17 protein-coding genes and 3 tRNA genes are annotated in these 17,245 nt (G+C 71.1%); 15 read left to right on the top strand and 5 right to left on the bottom strand.

The features are described 5' to 3' along the window. Nucleotides 1-82 precede the first annotated feature (82 nt). Nucleotides 83-1,417, top strand: coding sequence for a TrkH family potassium uptake protein (locus tag LPA41_RS15600; protein WP_229071095.1), 1,335 nt, complete (start codon nt 83-85; stop codon nt 1,415-1,417). Next, nucleotides 1,410-2,102 carry a TrkA family potassium uptake protein gene (locus tag LPA41_RS15605; RefSeq protein ID WP_229071096.1) on the top strand — a complete coding sequence of 231 codons (693 nt, stop codon included), beginning with the start codon at nt 1,410-1,412 and terminating at the stop codon, nt 2,100-2,102. Before LPA41_RS15600 ends, LPA41_RS15605 begins: the two co-directional genes overlap by 8 nt. Nucleotides 2,103-2,227: 125 nt before the next feature. Here the strand turns inward: LPA41_RS15605 and LPA41_RS15610 are convergent, their stop codons facing one another. Further along, nucleotides 2,228-3,100, bottom strand: coding sequence for a sulfotransferase domain-containing protein (locus LPA41_RS15610; protein WP_229071214.1), 873 nt, complete (start codon nt 3,098-3,100; stop codon nt 2,228-2,230). 255 nt (nt 3,101-3,355) lie between these two features. Between LPA41_RS15610 and LPA41_RS15615 the strand changes: the two genes are divergently transcribed. Continuing rightward, nucleotides 3,356-4,591: an FAD-dependent oxidoreductase gene (locus LPA41_RS15615; RefSeq protein WP_229071097.1), complete on the top strand. Its 1,236-nt coding sequence runs from the start codon at nt 3,356-3,358 to the stop codon at nt 4,589-4,591. 102 nt (nt 4,592-4,693) lie between these two features. On the opposite strand, the gene LPA41_RS15620 is transcribed toward LPA41_RS15615, so the two are convergent. After that, the gene (locus LPA41_RS15620) at nt 4,694-6,085 is read right to left on the bottom strand and encodes a cation:dicarboxylate symporter family transporter (RefSeq protein WP_229071098.1); all 1,392 of its coding nucleotides are present in this window, start codon (nt 6,083-6,085) and stop codon (nt 4,694-4,696) included. A 72-nt stretch (nt 6,086-6,157) separates the two neighbouring features. Here LPA41_RS15620 and LPA41_RS15625 point away from each other — a divergent pair, with 72 nt between their 5' ends. The 4 genes from LPA41_RS15625 to LPA41_RS15640 all read left to right on the top strand — a co-directional run bounded on the left by LPA41_RS15625 (nt 6,158) and on the right by LPA41_RS15640 (nt 10,404). After that, the gene (locus LPA41_RS15625; protein ID WP_229071099.1) at nt 6,158-7,714 is read left to right on the top strand and encodes a sensor histidine kinase; all 1,557 of its coding nucleotides are present in this window, start codon (nt 6,158-6,160) and stop codon (nt 7,712-7,714) included. Next, nucleotides 7,711-8,406, top strand: coding sequence for a response regulator (locus LPA41_RS15630; protein ID WP_229071100.1), 696 nt, complete (start codon nt 7,711-7,713; stop codon nt 8,404-8,406). Before LPA41_RS15625 ends, LPA41_RS15630 begins: the two co-directional genes overlap by 4 nt. Beyond that, a complete protein-coding gene (locus LPA41_RS15635) occupies nt 8,403-9,731 on the top strand; it encodes a glucose-6-phosphate dehydrogenase (protein WP_229071101.1) in 1,329 nt (442 codons plus the stop codon). Before LPA41_RS15630 ends, LPA41_RS15635 begins: the two co-directional genes overlap by 4 nt. A gap of 532 nt (nt 9,732-10,263) precedes the next feature. Continuing rightward, complete coding sequence (locus LPA41_RS15640) at nt 10,264-10,404, top strand: hypothetical protein (RefSeq protein ID WP_229071102.1); 141 nt, start codon at nt 10,264-10,266, stop codon at nt 10,402-10,404. Nucleotides 10,405-10,533: 129 nt separating this feature from the next. On the opposite strand, the gene LPA41_RS15645 is transcribed toward LPA41_RS15640, so the two are convergent. Next, on the bottom strand, nt 10,534-10,908 hold the full coding sequence (locus LPA41_RS15645) for a DUF2784 domain-containing protein (protein WP_229071103.1): 375 nt from the start codon (nt 10,906-10,908) through the stop codon (nt 10,534-10,536). A 35-nt stretch (nt 10,909-10,943) separates the two neighbouring features. Between LPA41_RS15645 and LPA41_RS15650 the strand changes: the two genes are divergently transcribed. The 4 genes from LPA41_RS15650 to LPA41_RS15665 all read left to right on the top strand — a co-directional run bounded on the left by LPA41_RS15650 (nt 10,944) and on the right by LPA41_RS15665 (nt 12,233). Further along, nucleotides 10,944-11,684 (top strand): SDR family NAD(P)-dependent oxidoreductase, encoded by a 741-nt coding sequence (locus LPA41_RS15650; RefSeq protein ID WP_229071104.1) that lies wholly within the window; start codon nt 10,944-10,946, stop codon nt 11,682-11,684. 302 nt (nt 11,685-11,986) lie between these two features. Further along, nucleotides 11,987-12,059 (top strand) — tRNA-Arg (locus tag LPA41_RS15655). Nucleotides 12,060-12,067: 8 nt separating this feature from the next. Beyond that, a tRNA-Leu gene (locus LPA41_RS15660) sits at nt 12,068-12,141 on the top strand. Nucleotides 12,142-12,158: 17 nt separating this feature from the next. After that, nucleotides 12,159-12,233 (top strand) — tRNA-Leu (locus LPA41_RS15665). Between the two features lie 63 nt (nt 12,234-12,296). On the opposite strand, the gene LPA41_RS15670 is transcribed toward LPA41_RS15665, so the two are convergent. Then, nucleotides 12,297-13,052: a class I SAM-dependent methyltransferase gene (locus LPA41_RS15670; protein ID WP_229071105.1), complete on the bottom strand. Its 756-nt coding sequence runs from the start codon at nt 13,050-13,052 to the stop codon at nt 12,297-12,299. Nucleotides 13,053-13,226: 174 nt separating this feature from the next. Between LPA41_RS15670 and LPA41_RS15675 the strand changes: the two genes are divergently transcribed. Beyond that, the gene (locus tag LPA41_RS15675; protein ID WP_229071106.1) at nt 13,227-13,796 is read left to right on the top strand and encodes an NUDIX hydrolase; all 570 of its coding nucleotides are present in this window, start codon (nt 13,227-13,229) and stop codon (nt 13,794-13,796) included. On the opposite strand, the gene LPA41_RS15680 is transcribed toward LPA41_RS15675, so the two are convergent. Next, on the bottom strand, nt 13,778-14,368 hold the full coding sequence (locus LPA41_RS15680) for a dihydrofolate reductase family protein (protein ID WP_229071107.1): 591 nt from the start codon (nt 14,366-14,368) through the stop codon (nt 13,778-13,780). The genes LPA41_RS15675 and LPA41_RS15680 overlap by 19 nt on opposite strands. 225 nt (nt 14,369-14,593) lie before the next feature. Here LPA41_RS15680 and LPA41_RS15685 point away from each other — a divergent pair, with 225 nt between their 5' ends. The 3 genes from LPA41_RS15685 (at nt 14,594) to LPA41_RS15695 (ending at nt 17,232) form a co-directional block, all read left to right on the top strand. Further along, the gene (locus tag LPA41_RS15685) at nt 14,594-15,214 is read left to right on the top strand and encodes a CPBP family intramembrane glutamic endopeptidase (protein WP_229071108.1); all 621 of its coding nucleotides are present in this window, start codon (nt 14,594-14,596) and stop codon (nt 15,212-15,214) included. A gap of 118 nt (nt 15,215-15,332) precedes the next feature. Beyond that, on the top strand, nt 15,333-16,910 hold the full coding sequence (locus tag LPA41_RS15690; RefSeq protein WP_229071109.1) for a DHA2 family efflux MFS transporter permease subunit: 1,578 nt from the start codon (nt 15,333-15,335) through the stop codon (nt 16,908-16,910). A gap of 73 nt (nt 16,911-16,983) precedes the next feature. Then, nucleotides 16,984-17,232 (top strand): hypothetical protein, encoded by a 249-nt coding sequence (locus LPA41_RS15695; protein WP_229071110.1) that lies wholly within the window; start codon nt 16,984-16,986, stop codon nt 17,230-17,232. Nucleotides 17,233-17,245 lie beyond the last annotated feature (13 nt).

The following is a 17,245-nucleotide window of genomic DNA, read 5'->3' on the forward strand; positions in this document are numbered from 1 at the left end:
GCCCACCCGGCGTGGCGGCCCTCGTGGCGGCTTGCCGGGCACTGCTGCGACACCACTGTCCGCAGGGGCAATAATCGTCGGCGTGCGATCACCCTGGCAGCATCCGGCTCGGATCGTCCCGCTGGCATTCCTCGGGGCGCTCGCGCTCGGCACCGCGCTGATGATGCTGCCGGCCGCGCGCGCCGAACCCGGCCACGCGCCGTTCATCACCGCGCTGTTCACCGCCGCCTCCGCCGTCTGCGTCACCGGCCTGGCCGTGGTGGACACCCCGACCTACTGGACCACCTTCGGCCACGTACTGCTGACCGTGCTGTCGCAGATCGGCGGCTTCGGCATCATGACCATGGCCACCCTGCTCAGCCTGCTCGTCTCCCGCCGCCTGCGCCTGCGCGGGCGGCTGATGGCGCAGGCCGAGAGCGCCGGGCTCACCGGCGGCAACGTCGCGGCGGTCCTGCGCCGGGTGGCGCTGGTCATGCTGGTCTGCGAGAGCGCCATCGCCGTCGTGCTCATGCTGCGTTTCTGGCAGGGGTACGGATACCCGCTCGGCAAGGCCGCCTGGTACGCCGTCTTCCACGCCGTCCAGGCCTTCAACAACGCCGGGTTCGCGCTCTACCCGGACAGCATCGTCCGATTCGTCACCGACCCGTGGATCTGCCTGCCGCTCGCGTTCGGGGTGCTCGCCGGATCCATCGGGTTCCCGGTGCTGTTCGAGCTGTTCCGCGAGTGGCGCACCCCGGGGACCTGGTCCACGCACACCTTCCTGACCGTCGCCGGTTCGCTGCTGCTGACGGTCTTCGGCTTCCTGATGTTCCTGGTCTTCGAGTGGCGCAACCCGGGGACCCTCGGCCCGCTCGGCGTCCCGGCGAAGGTGCTGACCGCTTTCACCCAGGACGTGATGACCCGGTCCGGCGGCTTCAACAGCGTCGACCTGGGCCAGGCCAACAGCGAGACCCTCGCGGTGATGACCGGACTGATGTTCATCGGCGGTGGCAGCGCGAGCACCGCCGGCGGCATCAAACTCACCACGTTCCTGCTGCTGGCCTATGTGATCTGGGCCGAGATCCGGGGCGAGCCGGACGTGGTGGTCCGCAAACGCCGGGTCGCCGAGGAGGCACAGCGACAGGCCATCACGGTGGCGTTGATGGGCGTCGCGCTGGTCGCCGCCGGTACCGTCGCGCTCGACGCCCTGACCGAGAACGTACCGTTCGACAGGGCCCTGTTCGAAGTCACCTCGGCGTTCGCGACAGTCGGCCTGAGCACCGGTGTGACGGGCACCCTGCCGCCGTCCGCGCAGGTGGTCCTGGTGATCCTGATGTATGTCGGCCGCGTCGGCACGATCGCGGTCGGCACCGCGATCGCGCTGAACACCCGCCGCCGGCTCTACCGCTACCCGGAGGAGAGACCCCTCGTTGGCTGACAAACGTGTCGACAAATCCGAGAACAACGCGCCCGGCGGTACGAACGTCGCCGTCATCGGCCTCGGCCGGTTCGGCAGCGCCGTGGCCGAGTCGCTGCTGGAACTCGGCTACGACGTGCTCGGCGTCGACAGCGACCCGCGCATCGTCCTCGACTGGTCGGACCGCCTCACCCAGGTCGTCGAGGCCGACTCCACCGACGAGGACGCCCTGCGCCAGCTCGGCATCCAGGACTTCCCGCGTGCCGTCGTCGGCATCGGCACCAACCTCGAGACCAGCGTGCTCACCGTGCTCGCCCTGGCCGAACTCGGGGTGCCCGAGATCTGGGCCAAGGCGACAAGCGTCAAACACGGCAAGATCCTCGCCCAGGTCGGCGCCGACCACGTCATCTACCCCGAGGCCGAGATGGGCGAACGGGTCGCGCACCTGATCAGCGGCCGGATGCTCGACTACATCGAGTTCGACGACGGCTTCGCGATCGCCAAGGTCCGCGCACCGCACGGCGCCGGCGGCCGGACACTGGCCCAGCTGGCGCTGCGCTCGCAGTGGGGCGTCACGGTGGTGGGCACCAAACGCCCCGGCGAGGACTTCGTGTACGCCCGGCCGGAAACCCCCGTCCCCGACGGCGCCATCCTGATCGTCGCCGGCGACACCGCGAAGGTGGAGGCCTACGCCGCCCAGAACTGAGGCGTCCCGCCGGCCGCGGCGCGGTGGTGGGGCGACCGGGTTGGGGGAGGGCGACCGGGCGGTGGGGCGCTGTCATGGGCCGCACGCGGCGCTGGTACGGCCCTGACGCGGTGGAACAGGTGATGTCAGTCGGGGGTGCCCTGGTATGCGGGGTAGCCGAGACGTTCGACGAGTTTGCTGCCGGCGGCCTTGTCGAAGGCGGCCTGGATGTCGTCGTCGAAGTGGTTGCGCCAGTCGCCGGCCTCGCCCTTGCGGTAGTGCGACACGGTGCCGGCGCCCTTGCGGTCGTTCATCCGGGAGAAGCTGTAGCGGTTGAGCAGCGTCTCGAGCTCCGGCCGCGGCACGGCGATGCCGCAGTGCCGCAGCAGCCGGTCCATCTCCTCGAGCTGATCGGGACCGGTCAGGTCCTCGTAGCGCACCAACCGGACGGCCTCGTCCTCCGGCGCCAGCACCCAGGAGCGCAGCGCGTTGAACCGGCCCTTCTTGGCGAGATCCTCGATGAGGAAGAGCAGGCCCTCCTTCTTCGGCTTCTCGCGCAGCACCTTGCGCACCTCGAGGACGTCGCCCATCGGGCCGTGCGAGTCCTTGGTCGAGAAGTAGCTGGAGACGACCATGTCGCGCGGGTCGCGCATCACGAAGAAGGCCCGGTAGCGCTCCGGCTTGGGGATGTCGTCGAAGCGTTTGCGGGAGAAGAAGAGCGACAGCGCGATGCGATCCGGCGGGCTGACCCGCGGGTGACTCCAGTTGGCGAACCGCGGGTCGTAGGTGAGCAATCCGGAGTGACGGTAAACGATCGGATCGCTCATTACGGATTTGACCCACTGGCTGGCGGTCTTTCGCACGGCGCAGTGATAGATGTTGGTGTAATCGCACCGGGAGACGACCGGAACCGTGAGCCGGATCCGGGCGTTGTGCGCCTCCTGCTGCACCCGGCGGAACCGGACGCGCAGGTCGTTGGGGGTATGTTGCTTGGTGTACATCAGGGCGCGATTCAACATCGTCTGAGCCATGTCCTTCTCAGCGGCAGCGGCGGAGACGTTTGTGTCGGGGACTTTACAACAAGATCGATCAAGTTACTACAGAAGGTATTTCGTGTCCTTTGCCGGTGGCAAGGCATTGACCGGAAACGCTCAGTCGGTTCTCAGGTGCGTCCCAGACACGATTGCTATGGGCGATGGCCCCGATGAATCAAATATTGCGCAGTGGGAAAAATCCTGATGCGCGAGTGATCTTCGGACTTTATGCTCGCGGCCATGCCGAAGCCCCCTCGCCTGCTCGCGTCCGCCGTCTCCCGGTGGGGCGACGACCCGTGGGCCCGGGGCTCCTGGAGCCTGATCGGGCGGCACGGCACCCCGGCGGACCGGATCGCGCTCGGTGCCCCCGCCGGTGACCGGCTGCGGATCGCCGGCGAGGCCACCCACCCGACCCGGGCCGGGATGACCCACGGGGCGTACGAGCAGGGGGTCGGCGCCGCCGTCTGGGCAGCCGGTCTCGGCCACCGCCGGGTCCTGGTGGCGGGTGCCGGGATGGCCGGTCTCGCCGCCGCCCGGGAACTGGCCGCCCGGGGCGTGCGGGCGCAGGTGTGGGAGGCGCGGGACCGGATCGGCGGGCGGACCGCGGGGATCGACCTGGACGGGTTCACCTTCGACCTGGGCGCCAACTGGCTCCAGCAGTACGACGACAACGTCCTGGCCCGGATCGCCGAGGAACTCGGGCTCACGGTCGTGGACACCGACTTCACTGATCCGCTGGTGCTCGGGTCCGGCCGGGACGGCGTACCCGATGGTCTGGAGCGCGCGCTGCGCACCCGCCTGGCCCAGGCGCCGCCGCAGGCCTCCGTGGCCGACGTGCTGGCGGCCTGGCTCGCGGACCCGGCGCCGTTCACCGCCGGCGCGATCCGGCGGTTCGTCGACGCCGAGATCGTGATGGACTCCGGCGCACCGCTGACCTGGCTGAGCGCGCGGCACGGGTTCGAGCCCGGCGTCGGCGAGGGGGACCGGTGGATCGTGGGCGGGTACCGGCTGCTCGTCGAGCACCTGGCCGCGGGGCTCCAGGTGCGGCGGGCCCGGCCGGTCCGGAGCGTACGGGTGGACGCGGACGGCGTCACCGTGAACGACGCGGCCCGGTTCGACGCGGTGATCGTGACCGTGCCGCTGCCGGTCCTCGCCGCCGGCGGGATCGCGTTCGAACCGGCGCTCCCGGCGGCGCACCGGGCCGCGCTCGGCCGTCTCGGCGCCGGCCGGGTGGAGAAGGTGGTGCTGCGCTTCGACGCGCGGTTCTGGCCGGAGCACCCGGCGGGCTACTACCGGGTGCACGGTCCCGCGCCGACGGATGTCAGCGAATGGCTCGACGCGACCGCGGCCGACGGCGTGCCGACGCTCGTCGGGCTCTTCGCCGGTGCCTGGCTGGACGGCCTCTGGACCGGATCGGACGCCGAGGTGGCGCGGCGCGCCGCCGCGATCTTCACCGAGGCGGCGGCCGCGGGCTGACCCGAGAGCCGCCGCACCGCATTCCGCACCAGGGCCTGAGCCTGACGTGGAACCACCCCGCCGCGCGACTGGGGAAGCGCGGCGGGGTGGGGTCTGTCCGGTTCAGGCGGAGGTCGTCGTCGATTCCGCCTTGGCCGGGCCGGCCGGTGTCACCGTCGCCGCCGGCGTCGCCGGATCCGGGCCGTGCTCGTCGTCGACCATTGTCGACTCGTCGAACGGGTCGCCGCCGCTGAGCACGAGCGCCGCCCGCTCGCGGTCGAACTCGCGGGTCCAGATGCCGATCAGCACGGTCGCGACCGCGTTGCCGGCGAAGTTCGTCAGGGCCCGCGCCTCGGACATGAACCGGTCGATGCCGACGATCAGGCCGACGCCGTCGACCAGGTCCGGGCGGTGGCTCTGCAGGCCCCCGGCCAGGGTGGCCAGGCCGGCGCCGGTGACACCGGCCGCGCCCTTCGACGCGATGATCATGAACAGGAGCAGCGAGACCTGCTCACCGACCGCCAGCGGGTCGCCCATCGCCTGCGCCACGAAGAGCGACGCCATGGTCAGGTAAATGGCCGTGCCGTCCAGGTTGAACGAGTACCCGGTCGGCACCGTGATGCCGACGACCGGCCGGGAGACGCCGACGTGCTCCATCTTGGCGATCAGGCGGGGCAGCGCCGACTCCGAGGACGAGGTCGACACGATCAGCAGGAACTCGCGTCCCAGGTACTTGAAGAAGGTGAAGATGTTGATCCGGGCGACGGCCCACAGGATCGCGCCGAGCAGGCCGAACACGAAGATCACGCAGGTGGCGTAGAAGCCCAGCATGATCTGGGCGAGGCTGATCAGCGCGTCCACGCCGGTCGCGCCGACCACCGCGGCGATCGCGCCGAACGCGCCGATCGGCGCCAGCCACATCAGCATCGCGAGGACCCGGAAGACCAGCTTCTGGAAGATGCCGATCGCCCGCAGCACCGGCGCCGCGGACGAGCCCATGCCCTGCAGCGCGAAGCCGACGAGCAACGCGGCGAGCAGCGTCTGCAGCACGTTGCCGTCGGTGAGCGGCGAGACGAGCGTGGTGGGGATGATGCCGAGCAGGAAGTCCGCGGTGCTCTCCGAGGCGGTGTCGCCGACCGCCTTCTGCCCGGCGGCCGCGACCGACTCGCTCAGGTCCATACCGGAACCCGGGTGGATCAGGTTGCCGACCACCAGGCCGATCGCGAGCGCCACGGTGGACATGGTCAGGAAGTAGCCCAGGGCCAGGCCGCCGACCTTGCCCACCTTGGCGGCCTGCCGGACCGATCCGACGCCCAGGACGATCGTGCAGAAGATGACCGGTGCGATCATCATCTTGATCAGGTCGACGAAGCCGGTGCCGATCGGCCGCAGCTCGAGGGCGAAGTCCGGGACGACGAGCCCGACGCCGATGCCGAGGACGACGGCCACGACGACCGCGGGATAGAGGTAGCGGGTGCGGTCTTTCTTGACCTTCGGGGCGGGTGCGGTTTCCATGTCGAGAATGTGTCCTGGATCTCACCGGCGGATCACGATTTCGTTCATTCTGTTCACCCGGAAGGTGTTGCGGTGAGTCGTCGCTGGACCATCGCCCGCCAGCTGTTCGCCCTCCAGGTGCTGGTCGTGACCCTGCTGGTGGCGGTCGGTACCACCGGAGCGGTGCTGCTGGCCCACCGGGACGCCCGCACCGCCGCGATCGAGGAGGTCACCGCGATCGCGGACACCATCGCGCTCTCCCGGGCCGTCGTGGACGGGCTGCGCAGCGCCGACCCGACCCGCGCCCTGCAGCCGTGGGCGGAGGCCACCCGCCGGGCCACCCGCACCGACTTCGTCGTCGTGATGGCACCCGACCGGACCCGGTTCACGCATCCGACGGCCGAGCTGATCGGCAAGCCGTTCGCCGGCACCATCGAGAAGGCGCTGCGCGGCGGGGTCGTGCTGGAGGAGTACCGGGGCAGCCTCGGCGACTCCGTGCGTACCGTGGTGGCCGTCCATGACCCGGACACCGGAACCGTGATCGGCCTCGTCTCGGTCGGCATCACCACCGCCGCGATCAACCGCAGCCTGCTCGCCCAGCTCCCGGCCGTGGCCACCGCCACCGGCGTCGCCCTGCTGCTGGCCGCGGTCGGCTCCTGGCTGCTCAGCCGCCGCCTGCGCCGGCAGACCCACGGGCTCGGTCCGGCCGAGATGACCCGGATGTTCGAGTACTACGACGCGGTCCTGCACTCCGTCCGCGAGGGCCTGGTGGTCGTCGGCCGCTCCGGCCGGGTCGAGCTGATCAACGATGAGGGCCGGCGGCTGCTCGGCCTCGGCGCGGACGGGCCGGCGGACCTGCCCGCCGAGGTGGCCGGGCTGATCACCGAGCAGCGGCCGACCGTGGACGAGCCGGTGCTGGTCGGCGACCGGGTGCTGGTGGCCAGCCGGCGCGAGACGCGGTTCGAGGGCCGTACCCTCGGCACCGTGCTCACCCTGCGCGACCACACCGAGCTGCGCGCCCTCACCGGCGAACTGGATTCGGTGCGCGGCCTGACCGAGGCGCTGCGCGCGCAGGCCCACGAGGCCGCCAACCGCCTGCACACCGTGCTGACCATGGTGGAGCTGGGCCGCACCGACGAGGCGATCGCCCTGGCCACCGCCGAGCTCGAACTCGCGCAGCAGCTCACCGACCAGGTGGTCGGCGCGGTCGGTGAACCCGCGCTGGCCGCGCTGCTGCTGGGCAAGAGCGCCCAGGCCGGTGAGCGGGGCGTCGAACTGACCGTGGACCCGGCGTCCCGGCTCACCGGCACGCCGATCCCGTCGCGGGACCTGCTCACCGTGGTCGGCAACCTGGTCGACAACGCGCTGGAGGCGGTGGCCGGGCGGGACCTGCCGCGGCGGGTGCGGGTGCTGATCCGGGACGAGGACGGCGAGGTGCTTGTCGAGGTGCGGGACAACGGGCCGGGACTGCGCCCCGACCAGGCTGCTGCGGCCTTCCGGCGCGGCTGGTCGACCAAGCCGGGCGCGGGACGCGGCGTCGGTCTGTCACTGGTCCGGCAGGTCGCCGAACGGTACGGGGGTACGTACCTCATCGACACGTCGGCGGAGGGCGGGGCCGTGCTGACCGTACGGCTCCCGGTGCCGTCGTGATCCGGGTCCTGGTGGTGGACGACGAGCCACTGATCGCCGAGGCCCATCGCGCGTACACCGAACGGGTCCCGGGTTTCGTGGTGGCCGGGGTGGCGCACACCGCCCGCGACGCGATGACCCTGCTCCGCAGCACCGGGATCGACCTGGTCCTGCTCGACCTGAACCTGCCCGACAAACACGGCCTGGAGATCGCCCGCGCGCTGCGGACCGCCGGCAGCGGCACCGACGTCCTGGCCGTCACGTCCAACCGGGACATCGGCATGGTCCGCCAGGCCGTCGCGCTCGGCGTCACGCATTACCTGCTCAAACCGTTCACGTTCGCCGCGTTCCGCGACAAGCTCGACGGCTACGCCCGGTACCGCAAGCAACTGCTCGAGGCGAGCGAGGTGGCCGCGCAGCACGAGGTGGACCGGGTCTTCGCCACCCTGCGCGGCACCTCCGCCGAAAGCCTGCCCAAAGGCCTGGACCAGCGCACCTTCGACCTGATCCTGGCCGCGCTGCGGGAAGCCGCGCCGGCCGGGCTCTCCGCCGCCGAGGTCGCCGGGCGCACCGGCACCTCGCGGGTCACCGCCCGCCGCTACCTCGAACACCTCGCCGAGGCGGCCCGGGTGACCCGCAGCCCCCGGTACGGCGGACCGGGACGCCCCGAGGTCGAGTACCGGCCCGGCCCGGCGGGTATCGGGAGTCCATGACGGACCAGACCCTCATCATCCTCGGCGCGACCGGCGACCTGACCGCCCGACTCCTGCTGCCCGGCCTCGGTGCGCTGCTCGCCGCCGGTCACGTCCCCGGACTGACCCTGATCGGCGCCGCCACCGAGGACTGGGACGACTCCCGCTGGCAGCAGCGGGTGCGCGAATCGTCGGGTGGCTCGCCGGCAACCCGGTACGTCCGTGCCGATGTCACCCGGGCGGCCGATCTGCGTACCGTGCTCGCCGCCGCCGACGGCCCGCCGGCGATCTTCTTCGCCCTGCCGCCCGCGGTGACCGCCCGGGCCTGCGAGGCGCTGCTCGAGGTGGACCTGCCGGAAGGCACCCGGCTGGTGCTGGAGAAGCCGTTCGGCGTCTCCGCGGAGACCGCCGCCGCGCTGAACTCCCTGCTGACCAGGCTGGTGCCGGAGGAACGCATCCACCGGGTCGACCACTTCCTCGGCAAGGCGACAGTGCTCAACATCCTCGGCCTGCGCTTCGCCAACCGGATCTTCGAACCGCTGCTGAACAACACCCACGTCGCCTCGGTCGAGATCGTCTTCGACGAGAGCCTGGCCCTGGAGAACCGGGCCGGCTACTACGACAACGCCGGCGCGCTCGCCGACATGATCCAGAGCCACCTGCTGCAGATCCTCGGGCTGCTCGCCATGGAGGCGCCGATCAGCCTGGCCGCCGCCGAGTTCCGCGACCGCAAGGCCGACGTGCTGCGCGCCACCCGCCTCTGGGACGACGACCCGGCGGCGTGCAGCCGCCGGGCGCGATACACCGCCGGGTCACTTTCCCGCCTGGCGTACGCCGACGAGCCCGGCGTCGACCCGCACAAGCAGACGGAGACATTGGCCGAGGTCGTCCTCGCCGTCGACACCTGGCGCTGGTCGGGGGTCCCGTTCCGGCTGCGCTCCGGCAAAGCGCTCGGCGACACCCGCAAGGAAGCCGTGATCACCTTCAAGAAGCCGCCGCGCGTGCCGGACGGCCTGCACGGCTGCGACCAGCCGGACCGCCTGCGCATCGGCTTCGGCCCGGACCGGATCTCGCTGGACTTCAACATCAACGGCCCGGGCGACCCGTTCGAACTGGACCCGGTGTCGCTGGGCGCCGAGTTCGGCCCGGGCGATCTGCCGCCGTACGGCGAAGTGCTGCGCGGCGTCTTCGACAACGATCCGACCCTTTCCATCCGGGCCGACGTGGCAGAGCAGTGCTGGCGGATCGTCGAACCCGTCACGGCCGCGTGGCGGGCAGGGAAGGTGCCGCTGCAGGAGTACCCGGCCGGCAGCCGTGGGCCGGCGGACTCCCTGCTGGACGGCTGACACGGTGTCGGTGTCGGTGTCGGTGTGATCGGCCGTGCCGGGGCCGGCTGTCGCTCACGGTTGTTGGTGGTGGGCTCGGCTGTCGGTTACGGCTGTTCGCGGTGGGCTTGGCTGTCGTTCACGGTTGTCTGCAGTGGGCTGGCTGTCATGCATGGTTGTTCGCGGCGCGGTGGCTGTCATTCACGGTTGTTCACGGTGGGCTGGCTGTCATGCATGGTTGTTCGCGGCGCGGTGGCTGTCACCCACGGCTGTTCGCGGTGGCCCGGCTGTCACCAGCGGTCGTTGGAGAGCGTTTACCGCGACCATAGGTGACAGCTGGCCGCGCCGGCTGTCACTCATGGTCGTTGAGAGCGCTTTCGGACGACTGTGAGCGACAGCCGGCACTGACCATCCGAGCCGGGCGGGCCGGGCGGGAGCGGGGCGACGACTGGACACCCGTGGGCCCGCCAGATCGCAGCGGCCCGCTTCGCTGGCTGGGCCCAGTGAACGAAATCGGTCAGTTCCCCATCAGCGCGGTCGTCACCATCGTCGTGTGGCCGATCGTGACCCTGTCGCCTGTGGTCCGGCCGATCTCTTCCAGCAGGGCCGCGAGTCCGCCGGGCGGGAGCAGCTGGTGACCACCGGAGGTCGGCACCAGGTCGGTGGCGAGCCCGGCGCGGCCGGAAGCTCGTGAGGCGAGCCCTGCGCGGTCGGAGGCCCATGCGGCGAGCCGTGCCGGGTCGGAAGCCCGTGAGAGGAGAGCCCGGCCCGGCCGGAAGCCCGGCCCGGCCGGAAGCCCGGCGCGGCCGGAGGGCCGGCACGGTCATGAGGCAGGCGCGCTCACCCGGCGCCGTCGCTGCCGGACGGCCGCGCCTGCCCAGGAGACCGCGACCACCGCCGCCGCGAGGATCTGGATCGGCACCAGGTAGCGCTCCGGGTAGATCACCCCGGTCAGGTACGTGTCGATGAAGCCGCCCTGGAGCCCGGCGCTGCCGGCGCGTTCGCGGGCCCGGTCCTCCACCCAGGTCAGCGGGCAGTTGAACCGGAACAGCGCGATGCACAGTCCCCAGCCCGCCGCCAGCAGGTGCGCGACGATCGCCCGTGGCCACCGCCACGCCAGGAAGCCGCCGGTCACCACGAACGCGACGAAGGCGAAGTGCAGCACCATCGTCGCGTCGGCGAGGACACGCCATCCCATGCGACAAGTGTCCGCCTCCGGGCAGAATCTGCGCCATGGGTGGACGGTGTGCGGACAAGGTCGTGGTGGTCACCGGCGCGGCGCGCGGTCAGGGGGCCGCCGAGGTGGACGCGCTCCGGGCGGAGGGCGCGCTTGTCGTGGCCACCGACGTGCTGGCCGGTCCCGGCGTGCACCCGCTCGACGTGACCGACTTGGATCAGTGGGTGGCGCTCGCGGCGGAGCTGCGCGAACGGTTCGGCCGGGTGGACGCCGTCGTCAACAATGCCGGGATCACCGGGCGTGACCGGCTGCCGGACATCGACCCGGTCGCCTGGGAACGGGTCATGGCCGTCAACGTGACCGGGCCGATGTACAGCATGAAGACCCTGGTCCCGCTCATGCCGGCCGGTTCGTCCATCGTGAACATCTGCTCCGTGGCCGCCGTCTCGGGTCACGCCGCGGCACCGTACACGGCGAGCAAGTGGGCGCTGCGCGGCCTGACCCGCAGCGCGTCCCTCGAGTTGGGAATCCGTGGCATCCGGGTCAACGCGGTGATGCCCGGTCTCATCGACACGCCGCTGATGGACAGCGCGCCTCAGGAGTTCTTTGACGCCGCCCTGCCGGAGATCCCGCTCGGCCGGGTGGGTGTGCCGGCCGACGTGGCGCCGCTCATCGTCTACCTGGTGTCGGACGAGTCCGCGTACGTCAACGGCGCCGAGATCGTCGTCGACGGCGGCCTGACCGCGCACGTCTCGCACAAGGCGATCGCCGACGCGACCCGGCCGCCTTTTAATTAGATTGCCGGGACACGCCGGCAGGCCTATCGTTGTTCTCAACAGCGACACGAATGAGAGAAGGAGTAGATCATGATGCGCCGAGCCGACGCCCGACTTCTGCTCCCGCTCAGGTGGCGCGACTAGCACAACGCTAGCGATCATCGCGCCGCCCTTCCGATTACGGAACCGGGCGGCTTTCGTTTTTCGCACACCATGACATCCGGCGTCGCGTCGACAATCGTCCGCGCCGGCACCGGCGCCGCGCGAACCTCTCTCCGCGCCGCGCCCGCCCACCCGGTTTACTGCTCACCGGGTGGGCGCACGTCTCCGTAGCTCAGCGGACAGAGCACCGGTCTACGAATCCGGCGGTCGGGAGTTCAAATCTCTCCGGGGACACGCAACAAGCCCTCGTGGCCCAACAGGCAGAGGCACCAGGCGGAGAATCTGGACGGTGCGCGTTCGAATCGCGCCGAGGGCACGCACGAGAAGTATCAGGCCCGGGTAGCCCAAATGGCAGGAGGCACGCCGCTCAGAACGGCGGAAGTGCGCGTTCGAATCGCGCTCCGGGTACGCATTTGATGGCGGAAAGGGCTCGTAGCTCATCCGGTGGAGCGCCGGTCCAGCGGGGCCGTCTCATCCGGGGCGGCGGGCCTCGATCAGGGTGCGGGTGGAATGGGCCACGAAGGCGCCGCGCTCGCGGATCAGGGCGTCCAACTCGACCAGGCGGTCGTGGTACCGGGCGGTGCTGAAGTCCGGCACCCACCACACGCACTTGCGGAGCAGCCACACGACGGCGCCGATGTCGAACAGTTCCATGCGGAGTCGTACCGTCCGTAATTGATCCACCCGGAGACCCGCGTCCCGGGCCGCCGCCGCCTCGCGCCGCGGATCGCGTGCCAGGCGCTGCCGCGGCAGCGGCCCGGTGAAGAACTCGATCAGTTCGAAGGCGGACGCCGGCCCGACGTGCTGCGCCAGGTAGGCGCCACCCGGCGCCAGCACCCGGGCGATCTCGTGCCACGCCGGGTCCACCGGGTGCCGGCTGGTAACCAGGTCGAAGGCGCCGTCCTTGAACGGCAGCGGCGCACCCTGCCCGATTCTGACCACGGCGACGCCGCGCGGGCCCAGCAGTTCCCGGGCCCGTCGCGCGTTCGGCGGCCAGCCCTCGGTGACGACTGTCCGCCTCGCCAGACGTGGCAGCCCGGCGAGTACCTCACCGCCGCCGGTGTCCAGGTCGAGTGCCGATCCGGCGGCGGGCAGGCGTGCGGCGAGCATCCTGGAGTACGCCCACGGCGGCCGCTCCTCAGTGGCGCGACCGTCCAGCCAGCCGAAACCCCAGCCGGTCACGTCCGCGGCGGCGGCCTCGTCGATCAACTCCGGAAATGCGCGCACCCCGACATCCTGGCCGGTGCCCGGCCGAGATCCCACCGATATAAGGGCCCAGATCCCACCGATATAAGGCCGGATTCAAGGCCGATCAGGTCAGGCGTACGGTCATCGCGCGCAATGTGGATCAGTGAGCTGTTCGGCGGCACACCCCCAGGACGGCATGGCAGGATGCCGGGGATGCGGCAGTCAGTGGCGATCGTGCATCGGATGGTGACGGACCTGGAGCCGGCCGACAATCTCGAGGCCGAGCACCGGGCACATGCGCTGGGCTGGCTGCGTGCCACCGACGACGTGTTCCGCCGGGTCAAGCCGGCCGAGCCGCCGCAGCACCTGGTCTCCTACGTGGTGCCGGTCGACCCGGCGACCGGTCGCCTGCTGCTCGTCGACCACATCAACGCCGGATTGTGGCTGCCGCCCGGCGGGCACGTCGAGGTGGACGAGCACCCGCACGTGACGGCCGGGCGTGAGGTGCGCGAGGAGCTCGGCGTGCCGGCGACGCCGGACGAGCAGCCCCTGTTCCTGACCGTCACGCGGACGGTGGGCATCGACTCCGGGCACATCGACGTCAGCCTGTGGTTCGTACTCCCGCTCGCTCCGGACCTGAGCCTGACCCCCGACCGGGGTGAGTTCCGTGAGGTGCGCTGGTGGTCGCCGGCCGAGGTGCGGTCGGCTGATCCGGGGCGCTTCGACCCGCACCTGTCCCGGTTCTTGACGAAGCTGGAGCAGTCCTACCTGACGACGCGGTAGGTCAGGTGGGTGACGCCGGTGCCCTCGATCACCTCGGGTCCGGCGAGGCGGACCGGTGTCACGGTGAGGCCGCCGAAGAAGCTGACGCCCTCGCCGAGCAGCACCGGAACCAGCGAGACCCGGATCTCGTCGAGCAGGCCGGCATCCAGGTACTGCCGGGTGAGGCCGGCCGTGGAGACCGCCACGATCCGGTCGCCCGCTTCGGCCTGCGCGGCCTCCAGCGCGGACATCGCGTCCGGGAAGAAACCGCCCGGCGTCTTGTCGCCCGGCCGGTCCGCCGGCGCCGCATGAGTGACCACGAAGATCGGGCAACCCGCCGGGTGCCGGCCGGACCAGCCGTTCGTGCGGTCGAACCACCGCCTGCCGCAGATCAGCGCACCCACCCCACCGGTCAGGGCCGGGCCCAGGAACCGGGCGCTGGCCTCGGTGACATGGAACGTCCACCGCGGATCGGCGCCGCTGATCTCGACGTCACCGCTCTGGTACCACCCGATGAGTTCGCCGACCCCGTCATGCTCGTCGGCGACGAAGCCGTCGAGCGACATGGAGAGCGCGGACACGACCTTGCCCACGGCGGACCTCCTTCGACGGCTGTCACCGCAGACTGTTCCCGTGCCCGGCCGGCCGCAACCGGCCCGGCATGCCAGACCCGGGCGAATGACCGGAAACGGCCGGTTCATTCACGCACCCGCTACGTTCGCAGCCGGGCGCTCCTGAGGGTCGAAATCGGTCACTGTGGTTCCTGATGCACCTCGGCGGTCTTGTGCGTGACGCCGGTGGCGAAGAGGATGCGTTCGGTGTCGATCGCGGTGTCGGTGATGGTCGCGGTCCGGGTCTGGACCTGGATCGGGCCGCCGCGTGCCCACCCGGTCACCGGTCCGGCGGCGGCGGTTCTGCTGGTCGTGCTGAGCGGCCTGCCGGCGGCCTCGGTGGGCCTCACTCTCACCGGATGGGTGTACGCGCTGAGCGGCGTCGCCCTGATCGCGGCCGGGTACGGTGCGGGACTGCTCCTCCCGTACGCCCGCCGCGCCCTCGCCGAACCGTCCTTCCCGGCGCCGTGGCGCACCGCGCTCGTGGAGATCCCGCTGGCCACCGTGGTCTTCGAGGAGGTCGCCTTCCGGGGCGTCCTCTGGGCGCTGATCTCCGCCGCGCACGGCCCGGCCTGGGCCACCGCCGGCACCGCGGTGCTTTTCGGTCTCTGGCACATATCACCCGATCCGGGCGTCCGGCGGCAGGTTGGCGCAGTGGCGTTCACCACGCTCGCCGGCCTGGTCCTCGGCCTGCTGCGTGACCTCTCCGGCGGTCTCCTGGCGCCGTTCGCCCTGCACTGGGCGGCCAACGGCCTCGGCGTGCTGGCATCGACAGTGGTGCGCCGCCGTGCCTCCGGACCCGCCACCGGCGACTCTTCTGGCAGCTAAAAGGGGCGGTGGAGCCGGATTTACCTCGCTACGCTGCTCGGCGTGCGCCCCGGGTGCGCCGGCCAGCACCGCACGCCGGCCCCGCCTGCGGCAGACGTTCCCGGCCCCAGGAGACCTCGTGAGCAGTCAATCCGCGGCCGCGCCGGCCAAGCTCGACGGCGCAGTCCTCAAGATCGCCGGCGTGGTCGTGCTCGGCGCGATCATGTCGATCCTCGACGTGACGGTCGTCAGCGTCGCCCTGCCCACCTTCCAGACCGAGTTCGGCGCGTCGTACGCCGAGGTGGCCTGGACCATGACCGGGTACACCCTGGCCCTGGCCACGGTGATCCCGCTGACCGGCTGGGCCGCCGACCGGTTCGGCACGAAACGCCTCTACATGGCCGCGCTGGTGCTCTTCACGATCGGCTCGGGCCTCTGCGCCACCGCCGACGGCATCGCCCAGCTCATCGCCTTCCGGGTGCTCCAGGGCCTCGGCGGCGGCATGCTGATGCCGCTCGGTATGACGATCATGACGAGGGCGGCCGGACCGGAGCGGATCGGCCGGCTGATGGCCGTGCTGGGCGTACCCATGCTGCTCGGCCCGATCGGCGGCCCGATCCTGGGCGGCTGGCTCATCGACGTCGCCAGCTGGCACTGGATCTTCCTGATCAACCTGCCGATCGGCGCGATCGCCCTGATCTACGCCCAGGTCGTGCTGCCGAAGGACAGCCCCGAGCCGTCCGAGTCCTTCGACTTCATCGGCATGCTGATGCTCTCGCCGGGTCTCGCGCTCTTCCTGTACGGCGTCTCGTCGCTGCCCGAGGAGGCCACGATGAGCGCCACCAAGGTGTGGCTGCCGATGCTCGTGGGCGCCCTGCTGGTGATCGGCTTCATCTTCTACTCCTTCAAGCCCCGGCACCCGCTTCTCGACCTGCGTCTGCTGCGCAACCGCAACCTGACCGTCGCGACGATCACCCTGGCCGTCTTCACCGTCGCGTTCATGGGCGCCGGCCTGCTCTTCCCGAGCTACTTCCTGCAGATCCGCGGCGAGTCGACCCTCGACGCCGGTCTGCTGATGGCACCGCAGGGCCTCGGCGCCATGGTCACCATGCCGATCGCGGGCATGCTCGCCGACAAGGTGCCGGTCGGCCGAACCGTGCCGTTCGCCCTGCTCCTGATCGCCGGCGGCTTCTTCGCATTCACCCAGGTCGGCACGGACACGTCTTACCTGCTGCTCTGCGGCTCGCTCTTCGTCATGGGCCTCGGCATGGGCGGCACCATGATGCCGATCATGACCTCGGCGCTGCGCACCCTCACCAACCACGAGGTGGCCCGGGGCTCCACCCTGCTCAACATCCTCCAGCAGATCGCCGGCTCGATCGGCACCGCCGTCATGTCGGTGATCCTGAGCAACCAGCTCAACGAGTCGCCCGTCGTGCCCGGCGTCACCGACCCGGTCAGCGGCACACCGGTGACCGAGGCCGGCATCGCCATCGCCGCGAAGCAGGACCCGGCCGTCGCCCAGCAGTTCCCCGACCCGAGCCTGCTGGAACGCGGCCTCGAGTTCGCCGCCGACTCGTTCGCGACCACGTTCATGGTCGGCTTCGTGCTGACCCTGCTCACCCTGATCCCGGCCTTCTTCCTGCCCCGTAAGAAGGAGCGGTCCAACCTCACGGAATCCGAACCGGGCGCTCCGGCACCGGTGATCCTGCACTGACAGTTTTCCGCCGGGCCGGGCGGCAGGACCGCCCGGCCCGCCTTCCGTCTGCCTGGTGCCCGGGGTGCGCCAGATGTGGACGGTGCGCGGTTCGGCTTCCCGACACCCCGGGGTGATCCTCGCCCAGGCGGCGGTCGATCCGGCGCAGGAGCTGGCCGGTGTCGCCCGGGCGCTGCTGGCCGCGTACGCCCGTGCCGCCGCCGGTGAGATCCTCGCCGGTCTCGACGAGGCCGTGGCGATCCGGTCCGCCGACCCCGCGCTGACCCCGGCGGATGTCGACCGGCTTCCGGAGGTCGCCGCGCTCGTCCGATTCTTGTCGTAGGCCGGTGGCAGCA

The organism is Actinoplanes sp. DH11, from assembly GCF_020873875.1.
Lineage (GTDB): Bacteria > Actinomycetota > Actinomycetes > Mycobacteriales > Micromonosporaceae > Actinoplanes.